Source organism: Variovorax sp. ISS6, from assembly GCF_056523145.1.
In genome coordinates this window covers 3,430,743-3,445,600 of the sequence record NZ_JAWRZC010000001.1, presented here as the reverse complement: position 1 = coordinate 3,445,600, position 14,858 = coordinate 3,430,743, and the positions used below count along the sequence as shown (strand labels likewise).

Below are 14,858 nucleotides of genomic sequence, written 5' to 3'. Positions count from 1 at the left end.
TCAGAAGTTCACCAGCGCCGACAGCTCGAAGGAGCGCGGACGGCCCAGCAGCCACTGGTTGCCGCTGTTCGAGAACGACAGCGGATAGCGGCGGTCGCCGAGGTTGTAGCCGCGCAGCGCGAGCTTGAGCGACTTGTTGGCCTGCCAGCTCACCGAGGCGTCGGCCACGGTGTAGGAGCCGATCTTGCGCGAGTTGGCCGCGTCGACCTGGCGCGAGCCGACGTAGCGCAGGCCGAACTCGGCCTCCCACTGCGGCAGGAAATGCCAGTGCAGGAACAGGTTGGCCGCTGCCTCGGGCACGCCGAACGGCGTGTTGCCGGCGCGCGAGACCAGCCGGCCGCTCACGGCCTCGTTGAAGTCGTCGTAGCGCGCGCGCAGCCTGGCCGCATTGGCCTCTAGCTGCAGCGTCGGGGTCAGAGCGAGGTCGAGCGTGGCCTCGATGCCCTCGGACGACTGCTTGCCGACCTGCTGCAAGACGCTGGGGTTGTTCTGGTCGCGCGACAGCAGCTTCTTCTTCTCGATGCGGTAGGCGGCCACGGTCCAGGCGCCGCGGTTGTCGGCCAGCTGGCGCTTGTAGCCGACCTCGACCTGGTTGCCGGTGCTGAGGTCGAACGGCGCCTGCGTGGTCGAGGTGCTGATCAGCGAGGTCAGCGGATCGGCCGCATGCGCCAGCTGCGCATAGAAGGACTGCGAGGCATCGGGCGCATACACCGCGCCGATGCGGCCGGTGGCGTACTCGAAGGTCTTCGTGAGGCTGTTGGCCGCGTTGGCCAGGTCGGTGCGCGCCACCTTGGCATGGTCCCAGCGCAGGCTGGCGACCAGCGACCAGCGCTCGTCGAAGGCCAGCTTGTCCTCGGCGAACACGGCGTAGGTGCTGGTGCGGGTCCGGTAGCGCGGCAGGTAGGGCGACGGCGACTGGTAGTAGCCGGGCAGGAAGACGAAGGGGTCGACCACCGAGCGGCCGCCGTAGGGCGAGTCGCTCGAGTTCAGGAAGTCGATGCGGTTCATGTCGAAGCCCACCAGTACCTGGTTCTTCATGCCGAGCAGTTCGTGCCGGAAGGTGGCGTCGGTGCGGTTGCCGACCTGCTCCTGGTCGTGGCCGATCTCGAGGTAGTCGCCGCGCGTCACGCGGCGCGTGGCGGCATTGAAGGTGTAGGTCTCGCTGTTGCGCCAGTGGCGCTGGCTCGCGAGCCGGTAGAGCTGGTTGTGCACGGTGACGGCATCGCTGGGCGTCCACAGCGCGTCGAGGCGCGTCCACTTGTCGTCGTACTTGAGCTCGGCGTCGTCGACGTTGTAGTTCTGGCGCAGGGTCCGGCCGTCGAGGCGCCCGTCGATCAGCGGCACGCCCTGGTAGCGCTGCGGCGACTGGCGGCCCTCGTCGTGCGACAGGGTGAACTGCAGCTCGGGCGAGACGTCCAGGCGCAGCGCGCCACCGACGGCCAGGCTCTCGCCCTCGCCGCGCGCCATGAAGCCGTGGGTGGCGCGGTGGCTGATGTCGAAGCGGTACGAAAGCTTGTCGTTGATCGCGCCGCCGCTGCCGAAGGCGGCCTGGCGCGTGGCGTCGGAGCCGTAGCTCAGCAGCGCCTCGTTGTGGATCGGTCCGCGCGTGGGCTTCTTGGGCACCACGTTGATCGCGCCGCCGATCGCGCCTTCGCCATACATGACCGAGGCCGCGCCGCGCAGCACCTCGATGCGGTCGACCGACCAGGTGTCGAACGGGAAGGTGACGGTGCCCGCGCCCGCGAACAGCCGCGTGCCGTCGAACAGCTGCATCACCGAGCCATGGCCCGAGAAGCCGCGTGCGGCCATCGAGGTGCTGCCGTTGCCCGGCGAGGGCGCGCCGGTGATGCCGGTGGCGCGGGTGGCGGCCTCGATGACGGAGACGTCGCCGCGCGCGCGGATGGTCTCGCCGGTCAGCACCTCGATGCTGGCGGTCGTCTCGAGCGGCGTGAGGCCGAGGCGGCTGCCGGTCTGCGTGGGCTCGGCGAGCGACAGCGCGCCCTGGGCGCCGGCCTCGACCTGCACCGGCGGCAGGCTGGTGGCGGCCTGCTGCGCGAAGCCGCTGCCGGCCCCGAAGGCCAGGCCGATGGCGGCGGACATGCCGCCGAGGCGGCGGGTGGCCGGGCGACCCCGGTGGCGGTGCGGGCGGCGGCCGGCCGCGCCCCTGCGATCGCCTGGCGGCGATGCGTGATCCATGTGACTTCTCCTCCGGCCCGCGTCCCCGCAGGCTCTCTGACCGAACGTGGACGCGGCGGGAGGTCGATCGATGGCCGGGACCGGCGGCGGGTAAAGCGAGCGCTTCGCCGGCCGGCGGCCCGGACACGCACTCCCGCAGCGTCCGAGGCGGTGACGAAGGCCGGTATCCGGGCTCGCGGAGCGCAGCGGCGCGCAGTCGATACTGCAGCGCCGTTGCGGAAGCCCTCGCCTTCCCACGCCTTGGGGGCGCAGTGGCTGCCGATGCCCTGGGGGCATGGCGTGAGGACGTCCAGATCCGCTGACCGTTGCGGGGGCAGCGCAGGAATGGAGGCGTCGATCCGTGAACCGGCGCGTCGCACCTGCTTCCCGTTTAACCCCTTGGCCATGGCATGCATGGCTGGCGGGGCACCTTCGAACCGTGGTGCCGGTGCGTCCTTCCTTCCTCGGAAGAATGGCCGCACCGAACGGCGGGAATTATAGGGAGCGGGTGCGCGCGGGCTCGTCGGGCGTGCGGGTGTCCTGCGCCCGGCCGGGGCCTTCGGTGCCGAACAGCCGGCGCAGCACGCTGACGCCGGCCACCAGCGCGTTCGAATAGCTGGTGTGCGGCTCGATGGCCGCCTCGAGCGGCAGGTAGGAATGCACCGCGCCCTCGCCCGCGGCATCGTCGACCGCCTCCATCAGCACCCAGTAGAACTCGCCGGGCTCCAGCTCGTGGACGGTCAGCGCGAGGTTGCGGGGCGACGGCGACAGGGTGGCGGGGATGGTGTTCACGCGAAGCTCTGGAAGGTGGGCGTTGGCGATGATGGGGGCGCGCCGCCGGGATCGTGGACACGCCCTGTCACAACGCGCGTGTACTCGATCACGTTCACCGCCGGCGAAAACCCTGTGGGCTTCCTGCGACGGGCGTTGGCGCCCACCGTTCCCAGCTCCCGGGCTTCTCCTACATGCGAGCGCCGGTGCGCGGCCTAGTTTCGAAGCGGATCAGCAGCCAGCCAAGACACACAGGAGGCCCCCATGAAGCAGTTCAGCCTGGAATCGCGGATGACATCGAGCATCGGCGGCGCGTTCTATCCCACCGGCTACTCGATGGTGATGTTCCCGAGCGCGGAGGACGCCGACCGGATCGGCCGCCAGCTCATCGAACAGGGCGTGAGCGGCGACGACGTCTACCTGCTGCCGCCCGCCACCGTGCTGGCCGAGATCACCCCGACCGTGAAGGAGGCCGACAACCCCCTGCCCTCGGCCGGCACCGACGGCGCGACCGTTCGCGCCTACACCAAGCTCGCGCGCGAGGGCCACACGGCGCTGCTGGTACGCACCGAGGAACAGGAAGACGCCGAACGCCTGATGGACGTGGTGCGCACGGTGCCGTACTCGATCGCCCAGCGCTATCGCATGCTGGTGATCGAGGACCTCTAGAAAAAGCGCTCAGGCCGGCGCGCCCGGCACGGTGGGCGCGCCGTTGGCGCCATGCGCCGCGGGCGGCGCCACGGCGCGGCGCACCGCGTCGCGCGCCATCGCCTGGGCCAGCTCGTGCTCGCCGAGGAAGACGTTGGCCGAGACCTCGCGCGTGAGCAGCTCCGCTTCCGCCTCGTTGTGGCTGCGGATCACCGTCTCGATCGTGGGATTGAGGGTGCGCGCGGTCTCGATCATCTGCCGCACGTTGAGCGCGGCCGGCGTGGCCACCACCAGCACCCGGGCACGCGCGATGTGGGCCTGGATCAGCACGGCGGGATCGGCCGCGTCGCCATAGACGGCGGCACCGCCCTCCTCGCGCAGCTTCTCGACCAGCTCGCGGTTCTGTTCGGCCACGACGTAGGGGATGTCGTGCGCCTTGAGCTCGGCCGCGATGCGGCGCCCGACCCGGCCGTAGCCGACCAGCACCACCTGGCGCGAGAGGTAGCGCGCCTCGGTGCTCATCGGCAGCTCGGCCAGCGGGTCGTCGCGCGCCTCGAGGCGGCGCGCGAACGAGGAATGGGCATGCAGCCATTTCTGCAGCGGCGCGATCAGGCTGAACCACAGCGGGTTGGTGGCGATGGAGATCAGGGCGCCGGCCAGGATCAGGCTCTGCCCCTCGGTGGGCATGAGGCCGAGCGAGACGCCCAGGCCGACCAGGATGAACGAGAACTCGCCGATCTGCGCCAGGCTGGCGCTGACGGTGAGTGCCGTGGCCAGCGGATAGCGCAGCACCAGCACGAGGCCGCAGGCGGCGAGCGACTTGCCCAGCACGATGACCAGCACGACGGCCAGCACCTGCAGCGGGCGCTCGAGCAGCACGGAGGGATCGAACAGCATGCCGACCGAGACGAAGAACAGCACGGCGAAGGCGTCGCGCAGCGGCAGCGATTCCTGGGCGGCGCGGTGGCTGAACTGCGACTCGCGCATGACCATGCCGGCGAAGAAGGCGCCGAGCGCGAAGGAGACGCCGAACAGCGCCGCCGAGGCGAAGGCGATGCTGACGGCGGCGGCCACCACGCACAGGGTGAAGAGCTCGCGCGAGCCGGTGCGCGCGACCTGCCAGAGGATCCAGGGGAAGACGCGGCGCCCGACGATCAGCATGAGGGCGACGAAGCCGCCGACCTGCAGCAGGGTGAGACCCAGGGTCTGCCACAGCGGCGAGGCGTCGGTGCCGGCGGCGCGGCCGCCGAGGGTCTCGGCGAGCGGGGGCAGCAGCACGAGCACCAGCACCATGGCGAGGTCTTCCACCACCAGCCAGCCGACGGCGATGCGGCCGGTGAAGGAGTCGAGGATGCCCAGGCTCTCGAGCGCGCGCAGCAGCACGACGGTGCTGGCGACCGAGAGCGCGAGGCCGAACACCAGCGCGGCGCCGAGGTTCCAGCCCCACCACAGCGCGAGCGCGCCGCCGAGCAGCGTGGCCACGCTGATCTGCAGCAGCGCGCCGGGCAGCGCGATCTTGCGCACGGCCAGCAGGTCGTCGAGCGAGAAATGCAGCCCCACGCCGAACATCAGCAGCATCACGCCGATCTCGGCCAGTTGCGCGGCGATGCCGGCATCGGCCACGAAGCCGGGCGTGAAGGGACCGATGATGACGCCGGCCAGCAGGTAGCCGACGAGAGCCGGCAGGCGCAGGCGCGCGGCGAGGAAGCCGAGCACCAGGGCCAGGCCGAGGCCGGCGGCGATGGTGTTGATGAGTGAGACGCTGTGGGGCATCGGCCGATTTTGCAGGAACGTGGGGGGATCGTTCATTACACGTATGCAAGACGGTTGCATTTCCCGGGGCTTGTCCGTTCGGGCCGGACATGAAAAAACCCGCCGAAGCGGGTTTCCTTTCCGAGCGCAGCCGCGGCTCAGTGCATGTGCAGGCCGCCGTTGACCGAGAAGTCGGCACCGGTCGAGTAGCCGCCCTCGTCGGTGGCCAGCCACGCGATGATGGACGCGATCTCGCTCGGCTCGCCCAGGCGCTTGACCGGGATCGTGGCGACGATCTTGTCGAGCACTTCCTGGCGGATGGCCTTGACCATGTCGGTGCCGATGTAGCCGGGGCTCACGGTGTTGACCGTCACGCCCTTGCCCGCGAGCTCCTGGGCCAGCGCCATCGTGAAGCCGTGCATGCCGGCCTTGGCCGCCGAGTAGTTGGTCTGGCCCGCCTGGCCCTTGGCGCCGTTGACCGAGCTGATGTTGATGATGCGGCCCCAGCCCTTTTCGACCATGTCGCCCACCACCTGCTTGGTGACGTTGAACATGCTGTTGAGGTTGGTCTCGATGACCGCGCTCCAGTCCTCGGGCGTCATCTTGAGGAACATGCGGTCGCGCGTGATGCCGGCGTTGTTGACCAGCACGTCGATGGCGCCATGCGCCGCCTTCGCGGCCGAGAAGGCCTCGACCGTGGACTGCCAGTCGCCGACGTTGCCGACCGAGGCGTGGAACTCGAAACCCAGGGCTTTCTGTTCGGCCAGCCACTTCGAATAGTCGCGGGTGGGACCGCAACCGGCGACGACGCGGAAACCGTCCTTGTAGAGACGCTGGCAGATGGCTGTTCCGATGCCACCCATGCCTCCAGTGACATATGCAACTTTCTTGCTCATGAGAAATTCCTTGTGTGTACTTGTCGAAAGCCTTGAACGGCCGCCTTCACTCTAGCGAGTTTCGGACCACCCCCCGTCTCGGGAAAAACACTGACCTGGGGTGTTTATCGGGTGTCACGATGTATTCGCGCAGCGTCGTTCCATCATTCTCCATGCGGGGCGCATACGCTCTTGCGTTCGCTTCGTTTCGAAGGAGTTCCAAAGTATGACTGCGAGTGTCAGCGTAAGTCCCAAGGCGGCAAACCCTGAGCCGCTCGGCGCGATCGCCGAGCGCGTCGGCGCGCTGCTGCGCGAGCGCGGCCAGACGGTGGCGGTGGTCGAGTCCTCGGCCGGCGGACTGGTGTCGGCCGCGCTGCTCGCGATCCCCGGTGCCTCGGCCTACTTCCGTGGCGGCGCCGTGGTCTATTCGCGGCGTGCGGGCCGCGCGCTGCTCGGGCTCACGGCCGAGGACATGACCGGCCTGCGCGGCGAGACCGAGCCCTATGCCTTGCTGGTGGCGCAGCGCGTGCGCGACAACCACCACTCGGGCTGGGGCATCGCCGAGAGCGGCGCGGCCGGTCCCTCGGGCAGCCCCTATGGCGATCCGCCGGGGCGGGTCTGCCTCGCGGTGGTCGGCGGGCCGGACGCGGTGTCCCAAAGCCGCACCATCGAGACCGGCGGCAACGACCGGCCCGCGAACATGGACCTGTTCGCGCGCCACCTGCTCGCGCTGTTCGAGCAGGTGCTGCGCGCGGGCTGACTACCTCATGCCTTAGTCGGCCTGGACCCCGGCCGCCTTGATCACCTTGCCCCACTTGTCGATCTCGGCCACCAGATGGGTGCGCAGGCCCTCGGGCGTCTGCTTGTCGAGCGGCACGATCTCCGAGCTCAGCTCGGCCAGCCGCTGCTTCACCATGTCGTCCTGCAGGGCGGCGCGCAGCGCGACGTTGAGCTTCTCGAGCACCGCCGGCGGCGTGCCCTTGGGCGCGTAGATGCCGTGCCAGACCTTCACGTCGAAACCCTTGAGGCCCTGCTCGTCGAGCGTGGGCAGGTTGGGCATGCTCGACAGCCGCTTGGGCGTGGTCACGCCGAACACCTTCACGCGCGTGCCGTCCTTGATCACCGGCGCGGTCTGCGTGGTCTGGTCGCACAGCAGGTCGACCTGTCCGCCCATCAGGTCGTTGAGCGCGGGGCCGGCGCCCTTGTAGGGCACGGTCGTGAGCTGCACGCCGATCTGGTGCGCGAACAGCATGCCGCAGAGCTGCGAGACCGCGCCGATGCCGGCATTGGCGAGCGAGACCTTGTCGCGGTTGGCCTTCACGTAGGTCAGCAGCTCCTGGAAGTTGTTGGCCGGGAAGTCCTTGCGCGACAGCAGGGTCATCGGCACGTCCATCACCTGGCCGATGTACTCGAAGTCCTTGAGCGGGTCGTAGTTGAGCTTCTTGTAGAGCGCGGGCGCGGTCGCCATGCCCATGTGGTGGATCAGGATGGTGTTGCCGTTGGGCGCGGCCTTGGCCACGCGCGTGGGCGCGATGGTGCCGCCCGCGCCCACGGTGTTCTCGACCACCACCGTCTGGCCCAGCGACTTGCCCATGGGCACCGCGAGCATGCGCGCCACCACGTCGGTCGGGCCGCCGGCCGAGTACGGCACCACCATCACGATCGGCTTGTCGGGCCAGGCGCCCTGGGCCGAGGCGCTCCAGGGCGCGGCCGCGAGGCCGATGGCCAAAGCGGCGGCCGCGGCGAGGCGCAGGGGGCGGCGCTGGCGCGCGGGGTTCGATGCATTCATGTCTCTTGTCTCCTTCTTCTTGCCTTGGGTTGATGAACGAATGAATGTCCTGGGAAGGCTCAGTGCGGCGGCGCCTGCGCATCGAGCGCGAGCAGGCGCTGCGCGAGCCTGACCACCGGCGCGTCGACCATGCGGCCGTCGAGGTTCACGACCCCGCCGCCGGCCTGCGCCACGGCCTCGACCACGCGCCGCGCCCACGCCAGTTCCTCGGCGCCGGGCCCGAGCGCCGCATGCACCGGGGCGACCTGCGCGGGATGGATGCAGAGCTTGGCGCCGAAGCCGCCGCGCCGCGCGCGCGCCGCCTCGGCCGCGAGCCGCTCGGCGTCGCGCCAGTCGGTCGCGATGCCGTCGATGGGCGCGGCCAGGTTGGCGCGGCGCGAGGCCAGCACCAGCGCGAGCCGCACCGGCACCAGCTCGGCCTCCTGCGCGTCGCAGGCCATGCCGAGGTCGGCCTGGAAATCGAGGTGCCCGAAGGCCAGCCGCAGCACCTGGGGCGCGGCGGCGATCGCATCGAGGGCCGCGAGGCCCGCGGCCGATTCGATCAGCGGCACCAGCACGGCTTCGGGGCCGGCGGCCTCGGCCAGCCGCGCCAGCTGGTCGGCGCTCTCGGCCTTGGGCAGCACCACGCCCGCGATGGCGCGCGCCGCCGCGAGCCGCGCGACCAGCGCGAGGTCGTCGGCATGCCAGGGCGTGCCGGGCGCGTTGATGCGCAGCAGCAGGCGCGCGCGGCCGGCCGCGGGCAGCGCGGCGAAACCCCCGGGCAAGGCCTCGCGCGCGGCGGCCTTGCGTTCGGGCGCGACCGCGTCCTCGAGGTCGACGATCACCGCGCCGGCGCCGCTGGCCAGCGCGCGCGCATGGCGCTCGGGCCGGTCGGCCGGCACGAACAGGAAGGTGCGCGCGAGCCCCAGGGCCTGGGCGCTCATACCGCCTTGGCCTCGCGCAGCGCCGCGATCTGTTCCTCGCTGCGGCCCAGCGCGCGCAGGATCGCGTCGGTGTGCTCGCCCACGGCGGGGATGGCATCCATGCGGTAGTCGAAGGCGCTCTGGCGCCCGGCCGGCAGCAGCGCGGGAATGGGCCCGGCTGGCGAGTCCACCTGGCGCCAGCGCTCGCGCGCCTGCAACTGCGGATGCGCCCAGAGCCCGGCCATGTCGTTCATGCGCGCATTGGCGATCTGGGCGGCGTCGAGGCGCTCGAGCACCTGGGCGGTGCTCAGCGCGCCGAACAGGCCGACGATGATGGCGCGCAGTTCCTCGCGGTGTTCGTTGCGCCGCGCATTGCTGTCGAAGCGCGCGTCGGTGGCGAGCGCGGGCTGCAGCAGCACCTTCTCGCAGAACAGCTTCCACTCGCGCTCGTTCTGCAGCCCGAGCATCACCGTGCCGCCGTCGCCCGCGGGGAACGGGCCATAGGGATAGATGGTGGCGTGCGAGGCGGCGCTGCGCGGCGGCGGCGTCGCGCCCTGGTAGGCGTAGTACATCGGAAAGCCCATCCACTCGGCCAGCGACTCGAGCATCGAGACGTCGATGTGCGAGCCCTGCCCGGTCTTGCCGCGCTGGAGCAGCGCGGCCAGGATGCCGGTGTAGGCATACATGCCAGCGGCGATGTCGGCGATCGAGTTGCCCGACTTGCAGGGCTCCTCGGGCGTGCCGGTGACCGAGAGGAAGCCGGCCTCGCTCTGGATCAGCAGGTCGTAGGCCTTCTTGTCGCGGTACGGGCCGTCCTCGCCATAGCCCGAGATGTCGCAGACGACGAGCCGCGGGTACTTGGCCTGCAGCGCCTGCGCGCCCAGCCCCATGCGTGCCGCGGCGCCCGGCGCGAGGTTCTGCACCAGCACGTCGGCGCCGGCCACCAGCTCCTGCAGCACCTCGAGCGCGGCGGGCTGCTTGAGGTCGAGCGAGATGCTTTCCTTCGAGCGGTTGACCCAGACGAAGTGCGAGGCCTCGCCGGCCACGCGCTGGTCGTAGGCACGCGCGAAGTCGCCCACGCCCGGGCGCTCCACCTTGATGACGCGCGCGCCGAGGTCGGCGAGCTGGCGGGTGCAGAAAGGTGCCGCGATCGCGTGTTCGAGCGACACCACCGTGATCCCGTCGAGGGGTCTTGTCATTGCTTGATTTCCCGAGAAAAGAAGAAGCTCAGGCCAGCACCGCGGTGGCCTGCATCGTGAGCCAGCCCTCGGCGTCCTCGCCCCAGAGCGCGAAGCTCCCGCCATCGGCGCCGGGCTTGCCATGCACGCGGAACGGCGCGATGTCGAAGGTGGGCCGCACGGCGCGGAACTCGAAGCGCGCGAGCGGCGCGTCGCCCGTGTGCCGGCGCAGCAGGTCGACCAGCAGGGTCGCGATCAGCGGGCCGTGCACGATCAGGCCCGGATAGCCCTCGACCTCGGTGACGTAGCGCCGGTCGTAGTGGATGCGGTGGCCGTTGAAGGTCAGCGCCGAGTAGCGGAACAGCAGCACGTCGTCGGGCACGATGTCGCGGCTGAAGGCGGCGTCCCTGGGCGCGGCCTTGGGCGGCGGCGCGGCCTCGCCCGGTTGCGGCGCGGCGCGGTAGACGATGTCGTGCTCCTCGGTCAGCGCGAGGCCGCGTGCGTTGTGCACCTCGTGGCGCACCAGCACGAACACCAGCTCGCCGCTGCGGCCGGTCTTGTGCTCGACCGAGACGATGGTCGAGCGCCGCTCCACCTCGTTGCCCACCACCAGCGGATTGCCGGCCTCCCAGCGCAGCCGGCCGCCGGCCCACATGCGGCGCGGCAGCGGCACCGGCGGCAGGAAGCCGCCGCGCTTCGCATGGCCATCGGGGCCGATCTCTGAGTGCCGGTGGTGCGGCAGGAAATAGAGCCAGTGCCACAGCGCGGGCAGCGGCGTGCCGGCGGCCGGCGCGGGATCGTCGCGGTCGAGCGTGGCCGACAGCGCGCGCACCGGGCTCGCGACGATCTGGTCGTGCAGGCTTTCGCTGCGGCCCTGCCAGGCCTGCAGGCCGGCGAGCGCGGCGGCGTCGATGGCGGGGGTGTCGTGTGGGGTCATCCGTTCTCCTGAATCCGGGTCAATCGACCGAGGCGCCCGATTGCTTGACGATGCGCGCCCACTTGCCGAGGTCGTCGTGCAGCAGCGTCGCGAACTGCTCGGGCGAGGTCGGCGGCGCGACCTCCACGCCCTGCTGCTCGAGCTTCTCGCGCAGGTCCTTCGCGGCCAGCGCCTTGTGCATGGTGTCCTGCAGCTTCGCGAGCACCTCGCCCGGCACGCCGGCGGGCGCGAACAGGCCGATCCACAGCGTGCCGTCGTAGCCCGGCACCGCCTCGGCGATGGCGGGCACGTCGGGCAGCGCCGGCGAACGTTTCGCGCCGCTGACGGCCAGCGCGCGCAGCTTGCCGGCCTTGATGTGCGGCAGCGCCGAGGGCAGGCTCGCGAACACGATCGGCAATTGGCCGCCGAGCACGTCGTTGATGGCCGGTGCCACGCCCTTGTAGGGCACGTGCTCGAGCGAGAGGCCGGCCATGCTGTTGAGCATCTCGCCGAGCAGGTGGTTGAGCGTGCCGTTGCCGGCCGAGGCGTACTGGTAGTGCGCACCCTTCTGCCGCGCGAGCGCCAGCAGCTCGGGCAGGGTCTTGGCGGCGAAGCCGGGGTTGACCAGCAGCACGTTGGGCACGGCGCCGATCAGGCCCACGGGCTTGAAGTCCTTCTCGGGATCGAAGCCGGGGTTGCGGTAGAGCGCGGGGTTGATCGCCTGGCTGCTGCTGATGGTCATCAGCAGGGTCTGGCCGTCCTTCGGCGCCTTGGCCGCGAGCTGCGTGCCGATGTTGCCGCCCGCGCCGGGGCGGTTGTCGATCACCACGCCGACGCCGAGCAGTTCGCCGAGCTTCTGGCCGACCAGCCGGCCGACGATGTCGTTGGTGCCGCCCGCGGCCTGCGGCACGATCAGGGTGACGGGCCGCGTGGGATAGGTGCTGGCCGCCGGCTGCGCCGAGGCGCCGGCCGACAGCACGGCGATCGATGCCGCGGCGAACCACGAGAAAAGAGAAGAAGAAAGCGCCGTTGCGCGAGAACCCATGCCTGTCTCCGATGTGATGTGAAGGCCGCGGTGCTCCCCGGCCATGGCGGCATGGTGCGCCGCGCCGCCGCCTCGGCGCAATCTCCGATTTCGGAACCCAGCCTTCGGTTTCACCGAAGCCTCGCGGTCGACGGCTACCATCGGGCCATGCTCTTCGACCTCACCGACCTGCGCCTGTTCGTGGCCACGGCCGAGCTCGGCAGCCTCACGCGCGCGGCCGACCGGCAGCACCTGTCGCTGGCCGCGGCGAGCGCGCGCATCAAGGCGCTCGAGAACCAGGCCGGCGTGCAGCTGCTGCAGCGCGAGGCGCGCGGCGTGCGCCTGCTGCCGCCGGGCGAGGCCTTCCTGCACCATGCGCGGCTGCTGCTGAACCAGACCGACCAGTTGCGCAGCGACCTGCTCGAGTACGGCGGCGGCCTGCGCGGCCACCTGCGCGTGTTCGCCAACACCACGGCCGTGACCGACTTCCTGCCCGAGATCCTGCCGGCCTTCCTCGCCGCCAATCCGCGCATCAACGTCGACCTTCAGGAAAAACCGAACGCTCAGATCCCGCGCGGCGTGCGCGACGGGCGCGCAGACATCGGCATCGTCGCGGGCAGCGTCGACACCCTGGGCCTGGAATCGATCCACTTCAGCACCGACCGGCTGGTGCTCGTGACCTCGCGCCAGCACCGCTTCGCGCAGCTGCGCACCATCGCCTTCGCCGAGACGCTCGACGAGGACGCCATCGGCATGCAGCAGGGCAGCACGCTGCAGGCCTTCCTCGGACAGGTCACGGACCGCATCGGCAAGCGCCAGAAGCTGCGCATCCAGCTCGGCAGCTTCGACGCCATGTGCCGGATGATCGGCAGCGGCGTGGGCATCGGCGTCGTGCCCGAGTCGGCCGCGCGCCGCAACCAGGAGGGCATGAAGCTCGCGCTGATCGAGCTCAGCGACGCCTGGTGCGTGCGCGAGCGCTATCTGCTGGTGCGCGAACGCGCGGCGCTGCCGGTGTATGCGCAGGCGCTGGTCGACACGCTGTGCCGCCACTACGCGGCCGATGCCATCGATGCAGCCGGTGGCTGAGCGGATTTTTCCGTGGGACTGCGCCTACTTGCGCGCGAATCCTGAGTTCCGCCCCTTCATCCCCACTTTCTGTGCATAACTTTGGGGGCAACTCATGTGGAGCCTTGTAAAACGAATTTAAGTCGTTGTTTTATAAAGGGATTCCACACTTTGCTCAAAAAACGGGCGGTGAACAAGATCGGCCGCCTCAGCCTTGCGCCTGGAGCTTGTCCTGCGTGCGGGTCTGGAAGTCGGCCGCGTCGTGGCGCTCGTGCAGCTGGCTCCCGGGCTGGCCCCAGGCGCGGTTGACCATGCGGCCGCGCTGCGCCGCGGGGCGCTGCGCGATCTCGTCGTTCCAGCGCAGCACGTTCCTGTATTCGCTCACTTGCAGGAACTCGCCCGATTCGTAGAGCTGCCCCTTGGCGAGCGCGCCGTACCAGGGCCAGACCGCGATGTCGGCGATGGTGTAGTCGTCGCCGGCCAGGTAGCGGCTCTCGGCCAGCCGGCGGTCGAGCACGTCGAGCTGGCGCTTGACCTCCATCGCGAAGCGGTCGATCGCGTACTCGATCTTGGTCGGCGCGTAGGCATAGAAATGGCCGAAGCCGCCGCCCAGGTAGGGCGCGCTGCCCATTTGCCAGAACAGCCACGACAGGCATTCGGCGCGCGCCGCGCGCTCGGTCGGCAGGAAGGCGCTGCCGAACTTCTCGGCCAGGTACTGCAGGATCGCGCCCGACTCGAACACACGGATCGGCGTGGCGCCGCTGCGGTCCAGCAGCGCGGGGATCTTGGAGTTGGGATTGACGGCCACGAAGCCGCTGCCGAACTGGTCGCCCTCGCTGATGCGGATCAGCCAGGCGTCGTACTCGGCGCCCGCGTGGCCCAGCGCCAGCAGTTCCTCGAGCATCACCGTCACTTTCACGCCATTGGGTGTCGCGAGCGAATAGAGTTGCAGCGGATGCCGCCCCACCGGCAGGTCCTTCTCATGGGTGGCACCCGCGATCGGGCGATTGATGTTCGCGAAGCGGCCGCCGCTTTCCTTGTTCCAGGACCAGACGGTGGGCGGCGTGTAGGCGGTCGTGCCATCCATGCAATGAGTTCCAGGAGTTGGACAGACGATGATCATTCTCTATGACTGCGCCACGGCGCCGAGTCCGCGCCGCGCGCGCATCCTGCTGGCCGAAAAGGGCATTGCCCACGAGACGGTGCAGGTCGACCTGGTTCGTGGTGAGCAAATGGGCGCGGCCTACCGCGCGATCAATCCGCAATGCACGGTGCCCGCGCTGCGCACCGCCGAAGACGGCCTGCTGACCGACAACGCCGCCATCGCGGCCTGGGCCGAGGCGCGCTATCCCGAGCCGCCCCTGATGGGCCGCACGCCGGCCGAGAAGGCCGAGATCGCGAGCTGGCACTGGCGCGTGGAATTCGAGGGCCTGCTGGCGATCGCCGAGACCCTGCGCAACGGCTCGCCGGCCATGGCCGACCGCGCGCTGCCGGGCCCGGTGAACTACGCGCAGATCCCCGAGCTCGCGCAGCGCGGGCTGGCGCGGGTGCAGCATTTCTTCGAGACGCTGAACGACCGGCTGGCCGGCCGCGAGTTCATCGCGACCGACCGCTTCAGCCTGGCCGACATCACCGCCGTGGTGGCGGTGGATTTCGCGCGCATCGTGCGCGTGAAGCCCGGGGAACAACACCCCGAGCTGGTGCGCTGGCGCGCGGCGATGGCGCAGCGGCCGTCGATGTCGCTCTGAGCGACGACGACGGCT

At 70.3% G+C, this 14,858-nt stretch carries 14 protein-coding genes and 1 riboswitch; of the genes, 4 read left to right on the top strand and 10 right to left on the bottom strand.

All coding sequences use genetic code 11. The annotated features are described in order from the left end of the window. On the bottom strand, positions 1-2,100 hold the full coding sequence (locus tag AC1HIL_RS15835; RefSeq protein ID WP_479672131.1) for a TonB-dependent receptor: 2,100 nt from the start codon (positions 2,098-2,100) through the stop codon (positions 1-3). A 237-nt stretch (positions 2,101-2,337) separates the two neighbouring features. After that, positions 2,338-2,623, bottom strand: a riboswitch (cobalamin riboswitch). A 47-nt stretch (positions 2,624-2,670) separates the two neighbouring features. Further along, entirely contained in the window at positions 2,671-2,967 is a 297-nt protein-coding gene (locus AC1HIL_RS15830) for a hypothetical protein (protein WP_413763901.1), read from the bottom strand. 243 nt (positions 2,968-3,210) lie between these two features. Between AC1HIL_RS15830 and AC1HIL_RS15825 the strand changes: the two genes are divergently transcribed. Next, entirely contained in the window at positions 3,211-3,615 is a 405-nt protein-coding gene (locus tag AC1HIL_RS15825) for a hypothetical protein (RefSeq protein ID WP_261215894.1), read from the top strand. A gap of 9 nt (positions 3,616-3,624) precedes the next feature. Here AC1HIL_RS15825 and AC1HIL_RS15820 read toward each other — a convergent pair whose 3' ends face one another. Next, entirely contained in the window at positions 3,625-5,367 is a 1,743-nt protein-coding gene (locus tag AC1HIL_RS15820; RefSeq protein ID WP_057597566.1) for a cation:proton antiporter domain-containing protein, read from the bottom strand. 137 nt (positions 5,368-5,504) lie between these two features. Beyond that, complete coding sequence (gene phbB / locus AC1HIL_RS15815; protein WP_057597567.1) at positions 5,505-6,242, bottom strand: acetoacetyl-CoA reductase; 738 nt, start codon at positions 6,240-6,242, stop codon at positions 5,505-5,507. A gap of 205 nt (positions 6,243-6,447) precedes the next feature. Between phbB and AC1HIL_RS15810 the strand changes: the two genes are divergently transcribed. Further along, the gene (locus AC1HIL_RS15810; RefSeq protein WP_057597568.1) at positions 6,448-6,981 is read left to right on the top strand and encodes a CinA family protein; all 534 of its coding nucleotides are present in this window, start codon (positions 6,448-6,450) and stop codon (positions 6,979-6,981) included. Positions 6,982-6,993: 12 nt separating this feature from the next. On the opposite strand, the gene AC1HIL_RS15805 is transcribed toward AC1HIL_RS15810, so the two are convergent. From AC1HIL_RS15805 to AC1HIL_RS15785, 5 genes are read right to left on the bottom strand one after another with little or no spacing between them, the layout of a single operon-like run. Further along, positions 6,994-8,010, bottom strand: coding sequence for a tripartite tricarboxylate transporter substrate-binding protein (locus tag AC1HIL_RS15805; protein WP_479672130.1), 1,017 nt, complete (start codon positions 8,008-8,010; stop codon positions 6,994-6,996). Between the two features lie 59 nt (positions 8,011-8,069). Continuing rightward, positions 8,070-8,933: an HpcH/HpaI aldolase/citrate lyase family protein gene (locus AC1HIL_RS15800; protein ID WP_261215883.1), complete on the bottom strand. Its 864-nt coding sequence runs from the start codon at positions 8,931-8,933 to the stop codon at positions 8,070-8,072. After that, positions 8,930-10,111: a CaiB/BaiF CoA transferase family protein gene (locus AC1HIL_RS15795; RefSeq protein WP_261215881.1), complete on the bottom strand. Its 1,182-nt coding sequence runs from the start codon at positions 10,109-10,111 to the stop codon at positions 8,930-8,932. Before AC1HIL_RS15795 ends, AC1HIL_RS15800 begins: the two co-directional genes overlap by 4 nt. Before the next feature lie 28 nt (positions 10,112-10,139). Beyond that, positions 10,140-11,027, bottom strand: coding sequence for an HTD2 family dehydratase (locus AC1HIL_RS15790; RefSeq protein WP_479672129.1), 888 nt, complete (start codon positions 11,025-11,027; stop codon positions 10,140-10,142). A 19-nt stretch (positions 11,028-11,046) separates the two neighbouring features. After that, entirely contained in the window at positions 11,047-12,051 is a 1,005-nt protein-coding gene (locus AC1HIL_RS15785; protein WP_479672128.1) for a tripartite tricarboxylate transporter substrate binding protein, read from the bottom strand. A gap of 147 nt (positions 12,052-12,198) precedes the next feature. Here AC1HIL_RS15785 and AC1HIL_RS15780 point away from each other — a divergent pair, with 147 nt between their 5' ends. Beyond that, the gene (locus AC1HIL_RS15780) at positions 12,199-13,116 is read left to right on the top strand and encodes a LysR family transcriptional regulator (RefSeq protein ID WP_057596656.1); all 918 of its coding nucleotides are present in this window, start codon (positions 12,199-12,201) and stop codon (positions 13,114-13,116) included. A 187-nt stretch (positions 13,117-13,303) separates the two neighbouring features. Here the strand turns inward: AC1HIL_RS15780 and yghU are convergent, their stop codons facing one another. Continuing rightward, complete coding sequence (gene yghU / locus AC1HIL_RS15775) at positions 13,304-14,182, bottom strand: glutathione-dependent disulfide-bond oxidoreductase (RefSeq protein WP_479672127.1); 879 nt, start codon at positions 14,180-14,182, stop codon at positions 13,304-13,306. A 28-nt stretch (positions 14,183-14,210) separates the two neighbouring features. On the opposite strand from yghU, the gene AC1HIL_RS15770 reads away from it, so the two are divergent. Then, positions 14,211-14,843, top strand: a complete 633-nt coding sequence (locus AC1HIL_RS15770) for a glutathione S-transferase family protein (RefSeq protein ID WP_296731676.1) — start codon at positions 14,211-14,213, stop codon at positions 14,841-14,843. The last annotated feature ends 15 nt before the right edge of the window (positions 14,844-14,858 follow it).

Excerpts from the sequence above, each read along its gene's own strand:
- AC1HIL_RS15835 (WP_479672131.1), bottom strand. The coding sequence starts at position 2,100 with ATGTCCGCCGCCATCGGCCTGGCCTTCGGGGCCGGCAGCGGCTTCGCG.
- AC1HIL_RS15825 (WP_261215894.1), top strand. The coding sequence starts at position 3,211 with ATGAAGCAGTTCAGCCTGGAATCGCGGATGACATCGAGCATCGGCGGC.
- AC1HIL_RS15820 (WP_057597566.1), bottom strand. The coding sequence starts at position 5,367 with ATGCCCCACAGCGTCTCACTCATCAACACCATCGCCGCCGGCCTCGGC.
- phbB (WP_057597567.1), bottom strand. The coding sequence starts at position 6,242 with ATGAGCAAGAAAGTTGCATATGTCACTGGAGGCATGGGTGGCATCGGA.
- AC1HIL_RS15810 (WP_057597568.1), top strand. The coding sequence starts at position 6,448 with ATGACTGCGAGTGTCAGCGTAAGTCCCAAGGCGGCAAACCCTGAGCCG.
- AC1HIL_RS15805 (WP_479672130.1), bottom strand. The coding sequence starts at position 8,010 with ATGAATGCATCGAACCCCGCGCGCCAGCGCCGCCCCCTGCGCCTCGCC.
- AC1HIL_RS15800 (WP_261215883.1), bottom strand. The coding sequence starts at position 8,933 with ATGAGCGCCCAGGCCCTGGGGCTCGCGCGCACCTTCCTGTTCGTGCCG.
- AC1HIL_RS15795 (WP_261215881.1), bottom strand. The coding sequence starts at position 10,111 with ATGACAAGACCCCTCGACGGGATCACGGTGGTGTCGCTCGAACACGCG.
- AC1HIL_RS15790 (WP_479672129.1), bottom strand. The coding sequence starts at position 11,027 with ATGACCCCACACGACACCCCCGCCATCGACGCCGCCGCGCTCGCCGGC.
- AC1HIL_RS15785 (WP_479672128.1), bottom strand. The coding sequence starts at position 12,051 with ATGGGTTCTCGCGCAACGGCGCTTTCTTCTTCTCTTTTCTCGTGGTTC.
- AC1HIL_RS15780 (WP_057596656.1), top strand. The coding sequence starts at position 12,199 with ATGCTCTTCGACCTCACCGACCTGCGCCTGTTCGTGGCCACGGCCGAG.
- yghU (WP_479672127.1), bottom strand. The coding sequence starts at position 14,182 with ATGGATGGCACGACCGCCTACACGCCGCCCACCGTCTGGTCCTGGAAC.
- AC1HIL_RS15770 (WP_296731676.1), top strand. The coding sequence starts at position 14,211 with ATGATCATTCTCTATGACTGCGCCACGGCGCCGAGTCCGCGCCGCGCG.